Origin of the sequence: Indolivaga macrotermitis, from assembly GCF_900128985.1 — a bacterium.
GTDB classification, from domain to species: Bacteria; Bacteroidota; Bacteroidia; order Bacteroidales; family Dysgonomonadaceae; genus Dysgonomonas_A; species Dysgonomonas_A macrotermitis.
The window spans coordinates 257,600-275,358 of sequence record NZ_FQUC01000002.1; the positions used below are offsets into that span (position 1 = coordinate 257,600).

General features: G+C 38.2%; 10 protein-coding genes, 1 pseudogene and 1 riboswitch. Of the genes and pseudogenes, 8 read left to right on the forward strand and 3 right to left on the reverse strand.

What is annotated here, in order from left to right:
* The 4 genes from BUC12_RS04070 (at position 1) to BUC12_RS04085 (ending at position 5,036) form a co-directional block, all read left to right on the forward strand.
* Positions 1-1,161 carry an imelysin family protein gene (locus BUC12_RS04070; protein ID WP_062177013.1) on the forward strand — a complete coding sequence of 387 codons (1,161 nt, stop codon included), beginning with the start codon at positions 1-3 and terminating at the stop codon, positions 1,159-1,161.
* Between the two features lie 81 nt (positions 1,162-1,242).
* Positions 1,243-2,763, forward strand: coding sequence for a di-heme oxidoredictase family protein (locus tag BUC12_RS04075; protein WP_062176591.1), 1,521 nt, complete (start codon positions 1,243-1,245; stop codon positions 2,761-2,763).
* A 3-nt stretch (positions 2,764-2,766) separates the two neighbouring features.
* Positions 2,767-3,903 (forward strand): cytochrome c biogenesis protein CcsA, encoded by a 1,137-nt coding sequence (gene ccsA, locus BUC12_RS04080; RefSeq protein ID WP_062176587.1) that lies wholly within the window; start codon positions 2,767-2,769, stop codon positions 3,901-3,903.
* Positions 3,904-3,914: 11 nt separating this feature from the next.
* Complete coding sequence (locus tag BUC12_RS04085; RefSeq protein WP_062176584.1) at positions 3,915-5,036, forward strand: Rid family hydrolase; 1,122 nt, start codon at positions 3,915-3,917, stop codon at positions 5,034-5,036.
* Positions 5,037-5,286: 250 nt separating this feature from the next.
* Here the strand turns inward: BUC12_RS04085 and nrdG are convergent, their stop codons facing one another.
* Together nrdG and BUC12_RS04095 are read right to left on the reverse strand one after the other, a co-directional pair.
* Positions 5,287-5,814, reverse strand: a complete 528-nt coding sequence (nrdG, locus tag BUC12_RS04090) for an anaerobic ribonucleoside-triphosphate reductase activating protein (RefSeq protein WP_062176581.1) — start codon at positions 5,812-5,814, stop codon at positions 5,287-5,289.
* Positions 5,807-8,014 (reverse strand): anaerobic ribonucleoside triphosphate reductase, encoded by a 2,208-nt coding sequence (locus tag BUC12_RS04095; protein WP_062176578.1) that lies wholly within the window; start codon positions 8,012-8,014, stop codon positions 5,807-5,809. The genes nrdG and BUC12_RS04095 overlap by 8 nt, the downstream gene beginning before the upstream one ends.
* Before the next feature lie 116 nt (positions 8,015-8,130).
* Positions 8,131-8,323: riboswitch (cobalamin riboswitch) on the reverse strand.
* A gap of 375 nt (positions 8,324-8,698) precedes the next feature.
* Here BUC12_RS04095 and BUC12_RS04100 point away from each other — a divergent pair.
* Positions 8,699-11,871 (forward strand): annotated as a pseudogene (locus tag BUC12_RS04100) (TonB-dependent receptor).
* Positions 11,872-11,957: 86 nt separating this feature from the next.
* The gene (locus tag BUC12_RS04105) at positions 11,958-13,175 is read left to right on the forward strand and encodes an alkaline phosphatase family protein (protein ID WP_062176575.1); all 1,218 of its coding nucleotides are present in this window, start codon (positions 11,958-11,960) and stop codon (positions 13,173-13,175) included.
* Between the two features lie 48 nt (positions 13,176-13,223).
* Here the strand turns inward: BUC12_RS04105 and BUC12_RS04110 are convergent, their stop codons facing one another.
* Positions 13,224-14,117, reverse strand: coding sequence for a Ppx/GppA phosphatase family protein (locus BUC12_RS04110; RefSeq protein WP_062176572.1), 894 nt, complete (start codon positions 14,115-14,117; stop codon positions 13,224-13,226).
* 289 nt (positions 14,118-14,406) lie between these two features.
* Here BUC12_RS04110 and BUC12_RS04115 point away from each other — a divergent pair, with 289 nt between their 5' ends.
* Both BUC12_RS04115 and BUC12_RS04120 read left to right on the forward strand, forming a co-directional pair.
* On the forward strand, positions 14,407-15,993 hold the full coding sequence (locus BUC12_RS04115; RefSeq protein WP_062176569.1) for a fimbrillin family protein: 1,587 nt from the start codon (positions 14,407-14,409) through the stop codon (positions 15,991-15,993).
* Positions 15,994-16,030: 37 nt separating this feature from the next.
* A complete protein-coding gene (locus BUC12_RS04120) occupies positions 16,031-17,725 on the forward strand; it encodes a fimbrillin family protein (RefSeq protein ID WP_062176567.1) in 1,695 nt (564 codons plus the stop codon).
* Positions 17,726-17,759: the final 34 nt, after the last annotated feature.

Consider the following 17,759-nt stretch of genomic DNA (forward strand, 5'->3'; position numbering starts at 1 on the left):
ATGAAAAAATTATTTAAGCTTTCGTTTTATACGATTTTCGCATTAACTTTTACATATGGCTTTACAGCCTGTAGTGATGACAATAACGAAACCGATGACACTGAGAAAGATAAAACTCTAACGGCAATCTCAAAACAATATGTAAACAATACCGTTATTGCAACTTACACATCACTAGCCGACGAAACTATAACATTGTACAATGCTCTTGTAGAATTAAAGGCAAATAAAACCAATGCAAATGTAAAAGCCGTTGCAGACAGTTGGATAAAGACAAGAGATTATTGGGAACTAAGCGAAGCATGGTTATACGGTCCAGCCGACGATTTCGGTATTGATCCACATATCGACACATGGCCCCTAGATAAAAATGCTCTTGAATCTACTATACTCACCAACAGTACTTACATAGAAAGAATGAGTGCTGAAGATGGTGATATCTGGGCAGGAAATTTCTTCGAAGACGGTTTACTAGGATTCCATGGTATAGAGTACATTATATTCCAAAATGGAAGCACAAAAGATGTATCTAAAATATCAGAGAATGAATTGATCTATGCTGTTGCAGTTGCAGGTGATCTTCGTAACCAATGTTTCCGTTTGGAAGCTGCATGGGCAGGAATCGATAACGTTACAGCTGAGAAAAAAGCCAAACTATTGGCTATGGATGCTAAGATAACTTATGAAAGCACTTCTTATTACTATGGAGAAGCTATGCTTAATCCGGGAACTACCGCATTCTGTGAATCGGCAACAGACGCTTGTGAAACAATCCTTGAGGGTTGTATTACTATTGCAGATGAAGTAGGTGCAATGAAAATAGGACAACCATATACAGGAGAAGACATTAATTATATTGAATCTCCATACAGCTATAATTCTAAAGTCGACTTTGTAGGAAATATCAAAAGTATCAGAAATGCTTACATGGGCGGAATAGAAAGTAAACGCGGAGCTTCACTTAGTGCCTATATCCAGAGTGTTGATCCGGATGTTGATACCGAAATTAAAAATGCAATAGAAAATGCAATAGATAAAATCGAAGCTATTCCATATCCGTTTGCTCTGAATTATTCTTCAACCCAAGCTGGAGAAGCGATGAAAGCATGTAACGAACTGGGTACCATTCTGGCGAAGGCTAAAACCGTTATAAGAAAATAAGAACGAAAATTACAGATCAATAATAAAGAATGAAGAGAACAGCTGAAATATACTGTTCTCTTATATAGCTAAAAAATCTATATGAAAAAGCTTAGACTATATTGTATACACACAACTACGTTAGTTTTATTTCTCTTACTGACAAATTGCAGCGATGATAACAATAGCAATACAAACACACCCGATCCTAACAACGAGTTAGCCGAAGAATACTACAGCGGAGGAAAATTAGGCACGACATTTAACACTACCCCTTATGCATATGAACAGCCGACTCCTGCTGTAGAAGAATCTTCTGAAATGTCGTTACAATTTAAGTATGGAGAAGCATTTTTCGAAAACCCTTATTTGACAAACACATCCGGCATGCGTCATGGCCTAGGCCCGGCGTACGTTCGCAGTTCCTGCATTACATGCCATCCCGGATATGGGCACGGCAAAAGAATGGAACAATACCGTTCTAAAGATTATGGCAACGGTTATCTTCTTGTTGTCACTGACGCAAACGATAACTATATAAGCCAGTTAACCGGTATGCCTCAGACACAAGCGGTAGCTCCTTTTTTACCTCCGATCGACGAATCGGGAATAAAAATAGAATGGCTGAACCACACTGACGAATACGGAAACCAGTTTCCCGATGGCGAAACTTACAGCCTGATATATCCGGAAGTTACTATCGACAGGTCGGCTTTCAATGTCCCTATGCCGGACTACTATAAAGTTCGTCTGGAAGCCACAATAGGTATTTACGGTACAGGATTGATAGATGCGATTCATGACGATTCGATCATAGCCGAATACCAACGACAGAAGAGTTTAGGCTATACACTTAATGATGCTAAATACCAGCCCGAGAACTTTATTAAAGAAGTCGATGGTACATCTCATCCAGGAAGATATACATACGGACTGACAAGAGGTACTCTGCAAAACGGGCCGGGAGCAAATGCAATCTGGAATATAACCAATGTTACCCGTTCCGACAGACGCTATCATTATATTACTGAAGCCTATGCAATTGCAATGTCAAAAAATACAGATATTCAGAAGGCCTTGGGTCAAACAGAGCAGGAAATATATGATTATCTGATGTCGAAAGAACTTACTCCGGAAATGACGGATGAGGAATATATCAATTTTATGGTATGGCACCGTGGACTCGCTGTTCCGGCTGCCCGTAATCTCGACGATCCTGTGGTTCAGCAAGGCAAGAAGAAATTTCTGGAAATCGGTTGCGCTTCGTGCCACCGGCCATCATGGACTACAGCTGCCGACGATTACGCCGGAGATCCGATGGTAAAAGGAAAACTTCCCCGTTATCCATATCAAAAAATATGGCCATACTCGGATTTTCTGCAGCACAGGCTCGAAATGGTAAATAACATACGTACCGGATGGTGTCGCACGACTCCATTGTGGGGACGCGGACTTTCGCAGAAATGCACAGGAGCCAGTGATCATCTGCATGATATGCGTGCGCGTAATTATACAGAAGCAATTATGTGGCACGGAGGAGATGCCAAATTTGCAAAACAAAAATACCGGAACCTGTCAAAAGAAGATAGAGATGCCCTTATTAAATTTCTTGAGTCTATCTGATAAATGAAAATTTATATCAAGCGTATAGCTTTCGGACTATTGGTAATAATACTGATAGTCCTTGCTTCTGCAACCGTCATAGAAAAACTATATGATAGTGAATTTGTCTCCGCGAAGGTTTACCACTCATGGTGGTTTGTCACGTTGTGGATTCTGTTTTGCCTTGCTTCTTGTATTTATATTATCCTGCAGAAATTATACAGGCAAAAAGCCGTCTTCTTACTGCATTGTGCCTTTGTTGTTATTTTGTTAGGTGCTTTTATTACTTACATTTCAGCAGAAAGAGGATATATACATCTCAGGCAAGGCAAACCGCAAAATGCTTATATCCTTGATGACGATATAACAAAACGCTCTCTGCCTTTTGAGATAAAACTGGTTCTTTTTGAAATGGAATACCATCCTGACTCTGACCAGCCAGCCGATTTCATTAGCTATCTAATGATTGACGGAGAAATGTGTAAGGTCTCGATGAATAAGATAAAAACACATCAGAATTATCGGTTCTATCAAATTGATTATGACAGGGATGAGATGGGTAGCGTGTTGCTCGTAAACTACGATCCGTTCGGAATAGCAACAACTTATACCGGATACTTGTTACTGGCTTTATCAATACTATGGCTGCTATGGTTACGCATAGGATGGAAAGGCTTGGTATGTATTGTAATACCTACAATTATCGTTTGGTTTTACATATCCCGGATAAATCCGATGACACCAGTTTTGCGGACTCCTATGCTCGCAATGCATGTATCAGTGATTGTAATCTCCTATCTGCTATTGCTGCAGATTGCAATAATGAGCCTGATCGGAATTATATCGAAAAAAAGGTGTAAACAAATGTATCGCTGGAACAAGAAATTACTTTATCCAGCACTATTTTTATTGGCTGCCGGAATATTTATCGGTGCAGTCTGGGCCAATATTTCATGGGGACGTTACTGGGGATGGGATGCAAAGGAGACTTGGGCTTTAATCACCATGTTAGTATATGCAATACCCATGCACAGAAAAAGCCTTCCCTTCTTTTCCGACCCATTGAAGTTTCACCGATATTGCCTTATCGCTTTCCTAACCGTACTGATGACCTTTTTAGGTGTTAGCTTCCTGTTAAGAGGCCTCCATAGTTATATATAAAGAAAATAAAAATGAATGAATATAAAGCTTTTATTCTCGGGGATGTAAACATCCCGGAATATCATATATCATTAGCTCCTGACAATCTAGATATATTTCAGGAACAACTGAATAGTCTCTCTTTTAAATTCGAACATGTAATAAAAGAGCTTGGATTAGAAAACAGGCATCTTGTGTTTGCCAAAATATTCTTGAGTGATTATATTAATCAGAAGCCAATTCTCAAAAATCACACTAAATTTCGATCAATTCTGGGGAATGCTGCAATATCATATATAGAACAACCTCCTTTGGATGGAACAAAGATAAATCTGCTCCTACTCTTTATCAAGACCGACAACATCGTTATAGAAAAAGAAAAAGATGCATATTTTATCAGAATTGAGAATAAGACACATGTATATCAAAGCATAGTCAAATATGAAAGCTCAATTGAGTCCCCTTATGCCCAGACAAAAGATGCTTTCACCCGCCATATAGAACTCCTGTCCAATAACGGGATGTCTCTCAAAGATAATTGCGTCAGAACGTGGCTATACTCCCGTGATGTAGATAAGGACTATGCCAGCATTGTAAAAGCCCGTAACCATATATTTGACAAACAAGGCCTGACTGTCAATACCCATTTCATAGCCTCAACCGGAATAGAAGGAAAAGGTTTATGCCCCGGTTCATCGGTAAATATCGATTTTTATTCAATCAAAGGTATCTCTAATGAACAAGTCAGATATTTACAAGCATTAGATTACTTAAATAACACCTACGAATACGGGGTTTCTTTTGAGCGAGGGACATGTATAACATACTCAGACAGGAAACATATATTTATATCGGGAACAGCCAGTATCGATAAAGAAGGAGAATGTATATATCGGAATGATGTTCTTAAACAGACAGAACGCCTGTTTCTCAATATAAAAATGTTACTTAAAGATGTTAGTGCAGACTTGACGGATATTGCACAAATGATCGTTTATTTGAGGAATATTTCAGATTATGAAATAATTAATAATTACCTAATTAGCAACTACAAAGAAGTCCCCAAAGTTATTGTCCAAGCACGGGTATGTCGTCCCGAATGGCTTATCGAAGTAGAATGTATTGCAATAAAACGGACGTCTGACGGATTATAACATTGTATTTTCCGGTATAGAACAATCATAATTTATGATTACATATCAAGTCAATCTCTATTTTCCTGAAGATATATGATAAAGATAGCATGGAGAACTATCCTTTTATGAAATTTTGAGGTTTCCTCTTTTTATTCATCTTAAATATTATGTTTGGGATTCATTTTGATCTTAGAAGCTCAGAGTTATAGAAAAGCAAAAAGTCATAAAGACTTTCTGCTTTTTGCTCTTTTATTAAGAAAACAATCTATTAATAAGTAACTGACATTCCCTTCTCACTAAAGACATTTTTCCATGTGATAGCTTTTTCCCTTTTTAAAGATTTCTGCACATCAATAATACGTTGATTACTGCTGCCTCGGAATTGCAAATCTATGTCTCTCAAAGCACCCATATATCTTCCATCTACCAGCACATCTATAAAAGGCAAAATCTGAGATAATTTATTCGACCTTATAATCTGCTCGTAAGTAAAACCTGTATAACACCAGATGTCTTTTGTAGTTTCATTTTTTATAAGTTGTGCTAACTCCGTAAATCCTTCTATCTGAAAGAGAGGGTCACCTCCCGAAAAAGTCACGTTCGAAAATTCATCCTTCTTTATTATTTCCAATAGAGTATGCATAGAATAAAATGTACCCGCATTTATATCCCACGATTGAGGATTATGGCATCCGAGACATTGATGCAGACAGCCTGCACCGTAGATAGCCGTACGGAATCCGGGACCATCTACAGTGGTATCACACACAATATTTAGTATAGATAGCCTACTCATGGATGATACGGTCGTTAAGTTCCGCCAGTTTAGCACTATTCCATCTGTCGGTAGTACCTACCAGATAACCGGTGATACGTTGTAAGCGGTCAATTTCAGTACTTCCACATTTGGGACATTTTTCTAATTTCGCATCGGCATTTTCATATCCGCATTTCAGACAACGGTTGCGATTGTGATTAACGGATGCATAACCGATATTATATTTATCCATCATATCTACAACTGTCATGATCGCTTCCGGATTGTGGGTTGCATCTCCGTCCACTTCCACATAGAAGATATGACCGCCACGTGTCAAATCATGGTAAGGAGCTTCGGTTTTTGCCTTGTGATGCGCACTGCAAGAATAATAGACAGGAACATGATTGGAGTTTGTATAATATTCCCGGTCGGTTATTCCTTCAATGAGTCCGAAATCTTTCCTGTCCCTGCGTGTGAAACGTCCCGCAAGCCCTTCGGCAGGAGTAGCAAGCACACTATAATTATGCTGATATTTATCAGAAAATTCATTGACACGGTCTCTCATATAGATTACCATTTCCAGACCTAATTTTTGTGCATGTTCATCTTCGCCATGATGTTTCCCGATTAAAGCGACTAACGCTTCGGCAAGACCGATGAAACCGATACCTAATGTACCTTGATTAATTACTTTTTCGATCGTGTTTTCTTCTGTTAGTTGTTCGCAACCTTCCCAAAGAACCGACATTAATAAGGGAAATTGTTTAGGTGCAGCTGTTTTCTGGAATTCGAAACGGCGGTGTAATTGCAAAGCTGCTAAGTCGAGCAACTGGTCTAATTTACTGTAAAAACAATCGATTCGTTCCTTCGTATTTTCTATATTCCTACATTCTAATGCTATGCGTACAAGATTCAGAGTCGAAAACGAAAGATTACCACGTCCGACAGAAGTTTTCTTTCCGAAACGGTTTTCGAATACTCGTGTACGGCATCCCATTGTAGCTACTTCGTAATTAAATCTTTGCGGGTCTTCAGAATTCCAATCTTCGTGCTGATTAAAAGTAGCGTCCAGATTCAGAAAGTTCGGGAAGAAACGGCGGGCACTCACCTTACATGCTAATTGATACAGGTCGTAATTCCTGTCTTCAGGCAGATAACTTACGCCTCTTTTCTTTTTCCATATTTGTATCGGGAAAATGGCTGTTACGCCATGTCCTACACCTTCGTAAGCTGTATGCAATAATTCACGAATGACGCAACGCCCTTCGGAGGAAGTATCCGTTCCGTAATTAATGGAACTGAAAACCACCTGATTACCTCCACGCGAATGTATAGTGTTCATATTGTGGATAAAAGCCTCCATTGACTGATGAATACGTCCGACAGTACGGTTTATCGCATGTTGCAGAATACGTTCGTCTCCTTGTAATTCGGATAATTCTTTGGGTAAATAATCTTGTATTTCGATGTCATACAAATGCTTGTAATCTTGTCCGTTAATTTGTTCCAGAACTTTTATTTCTTCGATATAACTTTTTCTAACAAAAGGCGCCAGGTAAAAATCGAAAGCAGGAATAGCCTGTCCGCCGTGCATTTCGTTCTGAGCAGTTTCCAGCGATATGCATGCCAGCATACTCGCCGTTTCGATACGCTTAGCCGGGCGTGATTCGCCGTGTCCTGCATTAAATCCGTTCTGTAATATCTTATCCAACGGATGCTGAACACAAGTCAAACTTTTAGTCGGATAATAATCTTTATCGTGAATATGCAAGTAGTTCAGACGAACAGCTTCTTTTACTTCGGGAAGTAATAAATAATCATCGACGAATGGCTTTGTGGTTTCACTTGCAAACTTCATCATCATACCTGCCGGAGTATCGGCATTCATATTTGCATTTTCACGGGTAATGTCATTCGATTTTGTCTCGATGATTTCGAGAAACATATCCCTTGTTTTGGCTTTGCGTGCAATGTTGCGTTTGTCCCGATAAGCAATATATTTTTTAGCCACCTCTTTGCGGGGACTTTTCATCAGCTCCATTTCCACCATATCCTGTATCTGTTCTACGGTCATCTGTTCGTTGCCCTGACAAGATACATAATCGGTTATACGCCTGATAATAGTTGTGTCTTCGCCATATTCGGTGTGAAGCATGGCTTTGCGGATAGCCGCCATGATTTTTTCTTCGTTGAATCCAACGATACGTCCGTCTCTCTTTACTACTGTCTGAATCATAATAAAACTGTCTTTATACTTTTTGTTCAAAAATATAACCGACGGAAGGCTCAGAAATACACGGGAATGCTTATAAATGGAAATTAACCGTATATTCTATCGCTTTTCTCCCGAAAGCTACGAATGTATATACGGCAGGTCTTCTGACTCGTTTCAAGTTAGATGCCTTCCCATTTTTCAGTTCATAAAAAACAGTGGCGAAGATACTAACTCGTTATCGAAACTTACAGCTACGGGGATAGTTCAGGACTTGCACCTAATTCCCTTTTCATCCAATTTTTGATTGGAACCATATATGGGAACAAAGATAAAGCAATTCTTTTGATTATCTCGTTAAAAATATTTTCATTACCCAATATCAATTTATTAAATTTCCTAAAAATAATATCAAATATCTATTTTTCAACCAAATAAAATTCAACAACCATTAAAAAGTTTTCCGAAATAAAAATTTATACTCCCCATTTCAGCTTCCCGATTTTTCTTTTTAGAAACTTAATCCTTAGATATACTCCTGTTACAGATACAACTGTTCCTTCTAACATCACTGCAAGCAAGAACCGCATTTTAACCAACTGTCAATAAAATTAACATTAGTTATAACTTCACAAAAATGTAATGTCATATTCATTACAAAAAAACTCTTTTCGTGTTCATTTGCGGTAAACAAATTAAACAGTTTATATGAAAAGGATTTTGCTTTTATTACTAATGACTATGGGATTTGGGATATACCTATCCGCCCAAGTTACAACCTCATCGATGAGCGGAAAAATAACAGGTACGAACAATGAGGTCATCATTGGAGCTACGGTTCAAGCTATACATGAGCCTTCGGGTACATTTTACGGTGGAGCAACGAATGCCGATGGACGTTATACGATTCAGGGTATGCGTGTCGGAGGTCCTTACAATATAAAGATATCTTATGTAGGGTACGAAACAGTCGTTTTCTCTGATGTAACACTCAAATTAGGTGAAACTGCAAATATTTCAACTTCTTTGAAAGAGTCAAGCCAATCGTTAAATGAAGTAGTAATAGTTGGTAAGTCCGGTATTGCAGCTAACAAAACAGGCGCAGCAGCCAGTCTGAGTGCTGACGAAATTGACCGCATGCCTTCTATCACACATGGCATTGCCGATGTTATCCGTCTGACTCCACAGGTAAATATAAGTAATACCGGTGCAATGTCTTTTGCCGGAACAAACAATCGCTATAACAGTTTTCAGATCGATGGTGCAATGAATAATGATGTTTTCGGTTTGACAAGTAACGGCTCCAATGGTGGACAGGCAGGAGCTCAACCCGTATCTATGGAAACGATCGAACAGATTCAGATAAATATTGCACCCTTCGATGTTACTCAATCCGGATTTACAGGTGGAGCGATTAACGCCATTACAAAATCGGGAACTAATACCTTCCATGGTTCTGCATATGGTTTTGGAAACAATCAGGATTTGATAGGAAAAAAATATACCCTGATGAACGGACAGACCAGCGAAAAATATGACAAACAATCCGAATATCAGGCAGGTATCACATTAGGAGGTCCTATCATTAAAAACAAGTTGTTCTTTTTTGCCAACTACGAAAAAGCAAATAAGAAATATCCGAATGCATATGGACTAGGATCTTCTGCTTCGAATATTGATGCAAACGAGGCTCAAAAGATTTTGAATACGATAAAAGAAATGGCCGAAGCGCAAGGTGTAACCTACAATGGAGCTTTCAGCAACTCGGACGTGTACACAGAATCGGACAAAGCCGGTGCAAAATTAGATTGGAATATCAATGATAAACATAAGGCTACTGTTCGTTGGAGTTTGGTTTCTGCCAAACAATTAAACAGCGCTAGTTCTGCATCTAACCTGAACACTTCGGATTATAGTTACGATTTTGTATCCAAAACAAACACATTTATTGCCGAATTGCAAAGTCGTTTTTCAGATAACTTAAGTAATGAGTTCCGTGCTTCGTATGTCCGTGCACGTGATCAACGTGACCCGGGTAGTCCGTTCCCGATGATCAGCATATCGAATGTAGGAGATGGAACATTAAACATTGGTAACGAACGTTCTTCTATGGCTAACTCTCTGGATCAGGATATCTGGTCGTTTACCGATAACCTTACTTTATATAAAGGAAACCATACCTTCACACTTGGTACACACAATGAATTCTATAATTTTTCGAATCTCTTTATTCAGGATGCTTATGGTACTTACTACTATAATAGTGTCGATATTTCTATGCAGGTAAGATTCGCCAGTACCGTTTCGCGCAGGCAAATGTAGATGTAACAGGAGACCCTTTATGGAAAGCAACGTTCGGAGCAGGACAATTAGGGCTTTATGCTCAAGACAAATGGAATGTAACCGACAAGCTGGACGTGACTTTAGGTCTTCGTATGGATATTCCTCTATTTTTTGATACTCCTACCGAAAATGCAGGATTCAACGAATATGCTGCTTCTAAGGGCTGGGGCTATAAAACAAACCAGAAATTAAGCAGCACCCCTCTATTCTCTCCACGTCTAGGATTCCGCTGGGTTGCAGACGATTATGAAAAACTGGTTCTACGAGGAGGATTAGGTATCTTTACCGGACGTATTCCTTTTGTATGGTTAAGCAATAATTTTTCGAATACAGGTATACAGCTATCTACATATAATACTACTTCCGCAGGTGATTTATCGTTGATTTTGGATCCGAATAAACAGACTCAAAATACAGATTTACTAACTGCTGCCGGTAGCCAGACAATTAATGTATTTAGTGACGATTTTAAATTTGCGCAAAACTTCCGTATCAATTTAGGATTGGATTTCGAAGTGGGAGGTATCGACTGGACCGCCGAAGCCATCTATTCAAAAACCTTGAACGATATCCTTTATCAGAATCTGGCGTATGATATGAATGGAAAAACTTTAGGAGAAACAGTGTCCGGGCTTACATTCGATCAACGTCCGATGTTTGAAAGAGTAACAACCGGAACGGATTATGCTTACATCTATGCTTTGTCTAATACAAGTAAAGGCTATACTTATAACCTATCCTTAAAGGGAGAAAAGAAGTTTGATTTCGGTCTAGACCTGATGGCTTCTTACACATTTACCCGCTCTAAATCCTTAAATAGCGGAACCTCTTCAGTCGCACAATCAAACTGGGCTTACAACTATACCAGAGGAGATGCGAATAATCCCGAATTAGGATTCTCTGCTTTCAATACACCTCACCGTATCAATGCTTCGGTGTTCTATCATAAGGAATACGGAAGATCCAGCTGTAATTCTTGGACAACAACAGTCGGTCTGCTCTATACAGGTTCATCAGGGGCACCTTATTCAATATATTATAACGGAGACCTAAACGGTGATAGCTCAAATGGTAATGACCTTATCTTCATACCTACTGATGCACAAATCGACCAAATGCCGTTTCTGGCTACAAGCGCTTATACTGTAGAACAACAGAGAGCCAATATGAAATCATGGGTTGCTAATGACTCTTACCTGAGTAAACATCGCGGGGAATATTATGACCGTTATGCAGATAATGAAGATTTTGAGCATCATTTCGACTTCCATATCGCACAGAAACTAAACTTTAATGTCTGTGACAGAACTCATTCTCTGGAACTTTCATTTGACATCATAAATGTAGGTAACATGTTCAACAAGAAATGGGGACATTATGCTTCTGCCGGAGGTTCGGCTACATATTACAGCCCTATAACTTATAATAGTTCTTCGCAAGCCTTTCAGTTTCTTCATGATGCCGATTACAACATGCGTTCATATAGCGATTATTATTCTCGCTGGAGAGGCCAAGTCGGTTTGAAATACATTTTTTAAACAACTAACTTCCTTCTATAAATATTTGATTTCAGGCATTGTTTGTATATTTACAATGCCTGAAATTTTATCATAAAGAATAAACTATGAGACCTTATTTTATCAAAATTTTCATCTGCTTTGTATTTTTTTCCAACCTTCAGCTTTCATCTGCAAAAGACGGAAAAAAAGAAGATAAAAATTATACAATCATTGTTTCTTTAGACGGTTTCAGATGGGATTATCCTCAGTTATATAATACCCCTAACTTAGATAAAATATCTCACAGAGGGGTTAGTGCAGTAATGAAGCCATCATACCCATCTTCTACTTTCCCTAATCATTACACTTTAATAACAGGGCTTGTTCCCGATCACCATGGCATAATAAACAATACATTCTGGGATAGAAAAAACGAACGTCAATACAGTATGGGCGATTCTATTACCCGTAATAATTCGAACTACTATAAAGGCGAGCCTATCTGGATCACTGCCGAAAAGCAAAGCGTTACAACAGGTAGTTTGTACTGGATCGGTTCAGACATAGCCATAAAAGGAATGCATCCTACCTATTATAAAGTGTGGGCAGACGAACCACGTCTGACTTTCGCCCAACGGATCGATACTGCCTTGGTATGGCTCAATAAAACGGAGTCAGAACGTCCGCATCTTATTACCCTGTATATGGAAGAGCCGGATGGAACCGGGCACCGATTTGGACCTAATGGAGAGGAAACACGCAATACGGTACAAATGGTAGATAGCTTGATAGGCGTTTTAATTAAAGGTATTGATAGTCTGAGTTTTTCAAAACAGGTAAACTTAATCGTAACTTCGGATCATGGTATGACCAATATTTCCCCGGAACGTTTCATAAACGTCAATGATTACCTTAAACCCGAATGGTATCAACGTATTGCTGGGTCGAATCCGTCTTCTATATTTTGTGATACAAACTATTGTGATTCAATTTATAATATCTTATCTGAAGTAGATCACATACGCGTTTTCAAAAAGGATGAGATATCTCCTTCCCTCAATTATGGTACAAATGAAAATATAGGAGACTTGATTGTTATTGCAGATTGTGGCTGGCAATTCGGATTTAGCTCACTACCAACACATGGTGCACATGGATATGATACGGCTTGCACTGATATGCATGTTATCTTTTTTGCTTATGGCCCCGATTTTAAAGAGAATTATAAAGGAACAATGTTTGACAATACTGCAATCTATTCGTTATTAGCTAATCTTTTAGGAATCGAGCCCGCTAAAACAGACGGGGATATAAATCAAATAACACAATTCCTCCGAGAATAATCAATCTTTAATAATTAATATGTAATAAGCTATATCCAATGTACAACATCAAAATTGTATCTTGGATATTTTTTCCGAATACAAATTTCGGATCATACCGTCGGCTAATCCGATAACCGGAATTTCTATTTCTTCTGCTTTCAGTATTTTCATCAGGTGTAAATAAATCTTTATAGCTGGCATTATTACCATCGCCCTGTTTAATCCTATCTTAGCACTAAAGATAAACTCTTCGTAATCCATCTCTTTAAGATAAATGTAATATTTATTTAGGTCGTATCTCTTTATTTTTCCTCGTTTCCGGAAAATAGAATTCAGCTGGTTGATATTCCCTCCTGAACCCATTAATATTAGTTCTTTGTGCCCATTTCGTACGGACTGCATCCACGTCTCAAGTTTTTTCCACTCTGATAATTCTTCTTCTTTTTTCAAGGGACGTATTGTACCCAGATCAAAAGATTTATATACAGGTTTCTGGTTTTTCACGAATGCTGTGATCTCTGTACAACCTCCGCCGACATCTGCAACTACATATACTTTATTATCGTCATCTCTTCTGTTTTCTAAATTCAAACCGATTAGGCGAGCCTCTTCATCCGTAGATATAATATTGATATATTGCCGGGTACTATTCCAAAGATAATCAACTATTTCATTAGCATTCGCAGCTTCCCTTAAGGCAGAAGTAGCACAAATAGACCAGTATTCGACCTCATTAATTTGAACCAATGAAATAAAAGTTTTTATTAACTCCGACAACTTTCTTATTTTCTCTTCAGAAACATATCCCATAGAGAATGTATCCTCTCCTAATTGTAGTGGTACCCTTGTAAATGAAGCAGTTCTTAAAGCTATTTTATTATTACTGTTAATTGCGTCACTTATAAGTAATTTGACAGAGTTAGAACCTATATCAATAGCAGCCAAACGATTAATATTCATAAGAATTGTTTTTATCAAAAGTATTTCATGAAAGTTTCAATATCATTAATTAAAAGTTAATTAGAACATAAGCTTTTATTAATCAGCAGCTAAACCTCTTTTCTTAATAAGAATCATCTACAATACAACCAAAGTATGTACGAAACGAAGCGTTGTAATAACTTAACATCCTATTAATATCTACGAAACGATATTGAGAGAATATAATTTAACCTTTGCAAATGAAAACAAATCGGAAAGCTGAAAATAAAACAACATTCATCATCAAGAGTTAAATCAAGAGAATATTATGAGAATCAACCGTATACTACTAATTACTCTACTATTAGGTATTTTTTATTCATGCGAAAGTGAAAAAGATATATCAGATCATAATTCTTCTGCAGCCATACAGTTTACTTCTGAGATAAACAATAATGACATACAAACCAGAGCCTATAACTCTTTGTGGGAAAATGAAGACAAAATAGGGGTTTTTATGAAAACATCCGGAATACAATTGTCAGACCAATCAATTGTAAACGGATACTCAAATATAATATACACAACCACCGGAAACGGTACATTTACGGCAAAAAACGAAGAGCAAAATATCCATTTCCCGGAAAACAATTCGGCTGTCGATTTCATTGCATATTATCCTTATCAGAACAATATCAACAATTATATCTATAAAGTTGATATAATTGACCAGAGTATACCTCAGCATATAGACCTGTTATATTCAAACAATATAACAAATGCATCCCTGAGCAATCCTTCGAATTCATTGCAGTTTTCACACCAACTTTCGAAAATCAGTTTTAATATAAGTGCAAGTGAGGATGTATCGAGTTTGAATGGAATTCGGGTAAGTGCTTCCGGACTTAAAACATTAGCCGATTTTAGCCTGATTGATGGCACCCTTACTGCTGACGAAAACTCCACTGGAAATATAGATTTTAAGACGTCAGTTAATTCAAACTCAGCATCAGCCGAAGCAATATTGATTCCAGACGGAGGAGGCTCAGGACGAATCGTTACTTTCTACTTACCTGATGTAGGTTCTTTTAAATGGGAAATTCCATCGGGAACAAGATTGGAAAAGGGAAAAAAATACACATATAATATAACTCTAAATGGCGGAGGTATTGTTGTAAAGCCCGAAAATGGTTGGGTGGAAACTCCCCTTATGAACAATTTACCGACCAATGCGACTTATATCTCACATATGATACCGAACAGTACACGAATAAGAAACTATTCGATGCTCTATGATACCAAATATAAATTGGCTTATTGGGTAGCATATCCTATGCATGGCTACTATTTAGGAGATTCGGGCAGAAGCGATGCCTGGGGATATGATCCTTCAATCAGCCAAGCATTTCAAGCTTACCTCAAAAGTGGATATGGTATAAGTGGTATCGATAGAGGCCATCAGATACCAAGTGCAGACAGGACAATTAATACAAATACGAATAAGACTACTTTCTATTATACAAATATGACACCACAAGCCAGCACTTTGAATCAACAAATGTGGGCGAACCTCGAGAGTCAGATCAGAACATGGACACAGAGATGCGATACACTATACGTAGTTACAGGTGCTATGATTACAACAAGCACCGATAATACGATAGAATATGTTACTGATAATAATAACCAATCCGTTGCAAAGCCAAAGTATTACTATAAAGCTTTAGCCCAAAGAATTAATAATGTCTATTATACAATTGCTTTCAAGATGGATAACAAGACATATAGTAGTGGAGGAAGCTACAATAATTACAAAATGACAATCCAGCAACTGGAACAGGAGACTGGGCTTACATTCTTCCCATCAATATCAGCGTCAAGTAAAAACAGTATTGATGCATCCCATTGGAATTAAGACGTTCTAGATACACTTTTAATTAAAACCAACTCTTATGAAATTTAGGAATTTACTATCTATTACATGTATTGCTATGTTGGGTCTTTCAGCTTGCAATAATGATGACGAACCGAACTTTGGAGGTTTAAACCAAAACTATGCGACATTCGATGGTGCTATCGAAAGTATGGGAGCATTAAAAACAAGAGCATCAGGAACTACCTGGGATTCTGGCGACGCAATAGGTGTCTATATGAAAGCTACAGGAGCTGATATATCTACCAGTAGTGCAATAAATATTAAATACACCACTCCCGGAGACGGAGCATTCACTGCTGCCAGTACAGGTATCGAACTTCCATCTGACGGAAGTAATGTTGATTTTGTAGCATATTACCCTTACCAAACAACTATTACAGGCCAGACTTATCCGATAAACGTATCTAATCAATCTGACCTGACAAAGATCGATTTATTGTATTCTAACAATGCAACAAATACAAATAAGACTAATTCTGCTATTGCTCTGAACTTTAAGCACAAGCTTTCTCAGTTGATACTGAATATCACAGCAGGTGGTGGAGTAAGCTCTTTATCAGGATTAAGCTTATCTGTAAGCGGTTTGACTACAGACGGTAATTTTAGTTTAGCTGATGCCACTACTACACTGGGAACAACTAAGGCAGTCTTAACTCCGGTAGTAAGTGTAGCTACAGCTGCAACTGTAAATGCAATATTGATACCGGGAGATAACCTGAATAACGGAAAACTGACTTTCTCTTTAAATGGCAAGGTATATGAATGGACTCCTGATGCTCAGGTTCTAGAATCGGGTAAGAAATATACATATTCTGTTCAGCTCACTACAACCGGTATTGTTGTTGCAAATCCAAGCGGAACTATCGAAGATTGGACTGAAGGAAATACCGGCGGATCAACTGTTATCCTTACTCCAAATGAAGGTGATGTATTTACATCGAGCAAGGCAACTGTATCTTTGGCTGCAACAGCTTCAAGCGATGTTATTCAATTGACAACTCAAAGTACTGAGAACTGGACTGCTACATCATCTCAAACCTGGCTGACCATATCTCCTACCAATGGAACAGGTAATGCCACTATTACACTTACCGCAGAAGCTAACACCGGAGCAGCACGTACAGCCACTATTACTTTAACTCCAGCTACAACTTCACTTAGTCCTGTTACTATCTCAGTAGAGCAAGCAGCTGCAAGCACAGGTGCGGATATTGCATTTCCCGGCTCTAATTTCGAAGACTGGTCTGCATTTCTATCAAATCTGAATAGTTACGGATTATTGCCTTTTGGTAGTCAAAGTGCAACCGGAGGACGCAACGGATCTTCTGCATTACACATAGCAGGAAGTACTACAGCTAATGAATATATGTTTACAGCTGTGGCAAGCACCTCTACCCCTGTTTCCGCCTCTAAAATAGTTCTTTATTTAAAAGGTACAGCAACAGGTAAATCACTGTCTTTCAATGTTTATTCACCTGATGCTACCGGTGGATATTACAAATTCAATTTAGGTATCTGCAATGGAGATGCAAACCTCTCATCTTCAGGTGCAAATGCTTATACAGGATCTATAGATACAGGAGGCCAATGGGTAAAAGTTATTCTTGATATTACAGGCTATAACTTAAGTACAACAGGTAATTTCTTTGCACTTAAGACTGGTAGTTCAGCAACTTATGACCTATATGTAGATGATATTACTTTTGAATAAATAATATATCATTAAGATACTAATTACAAGAAGG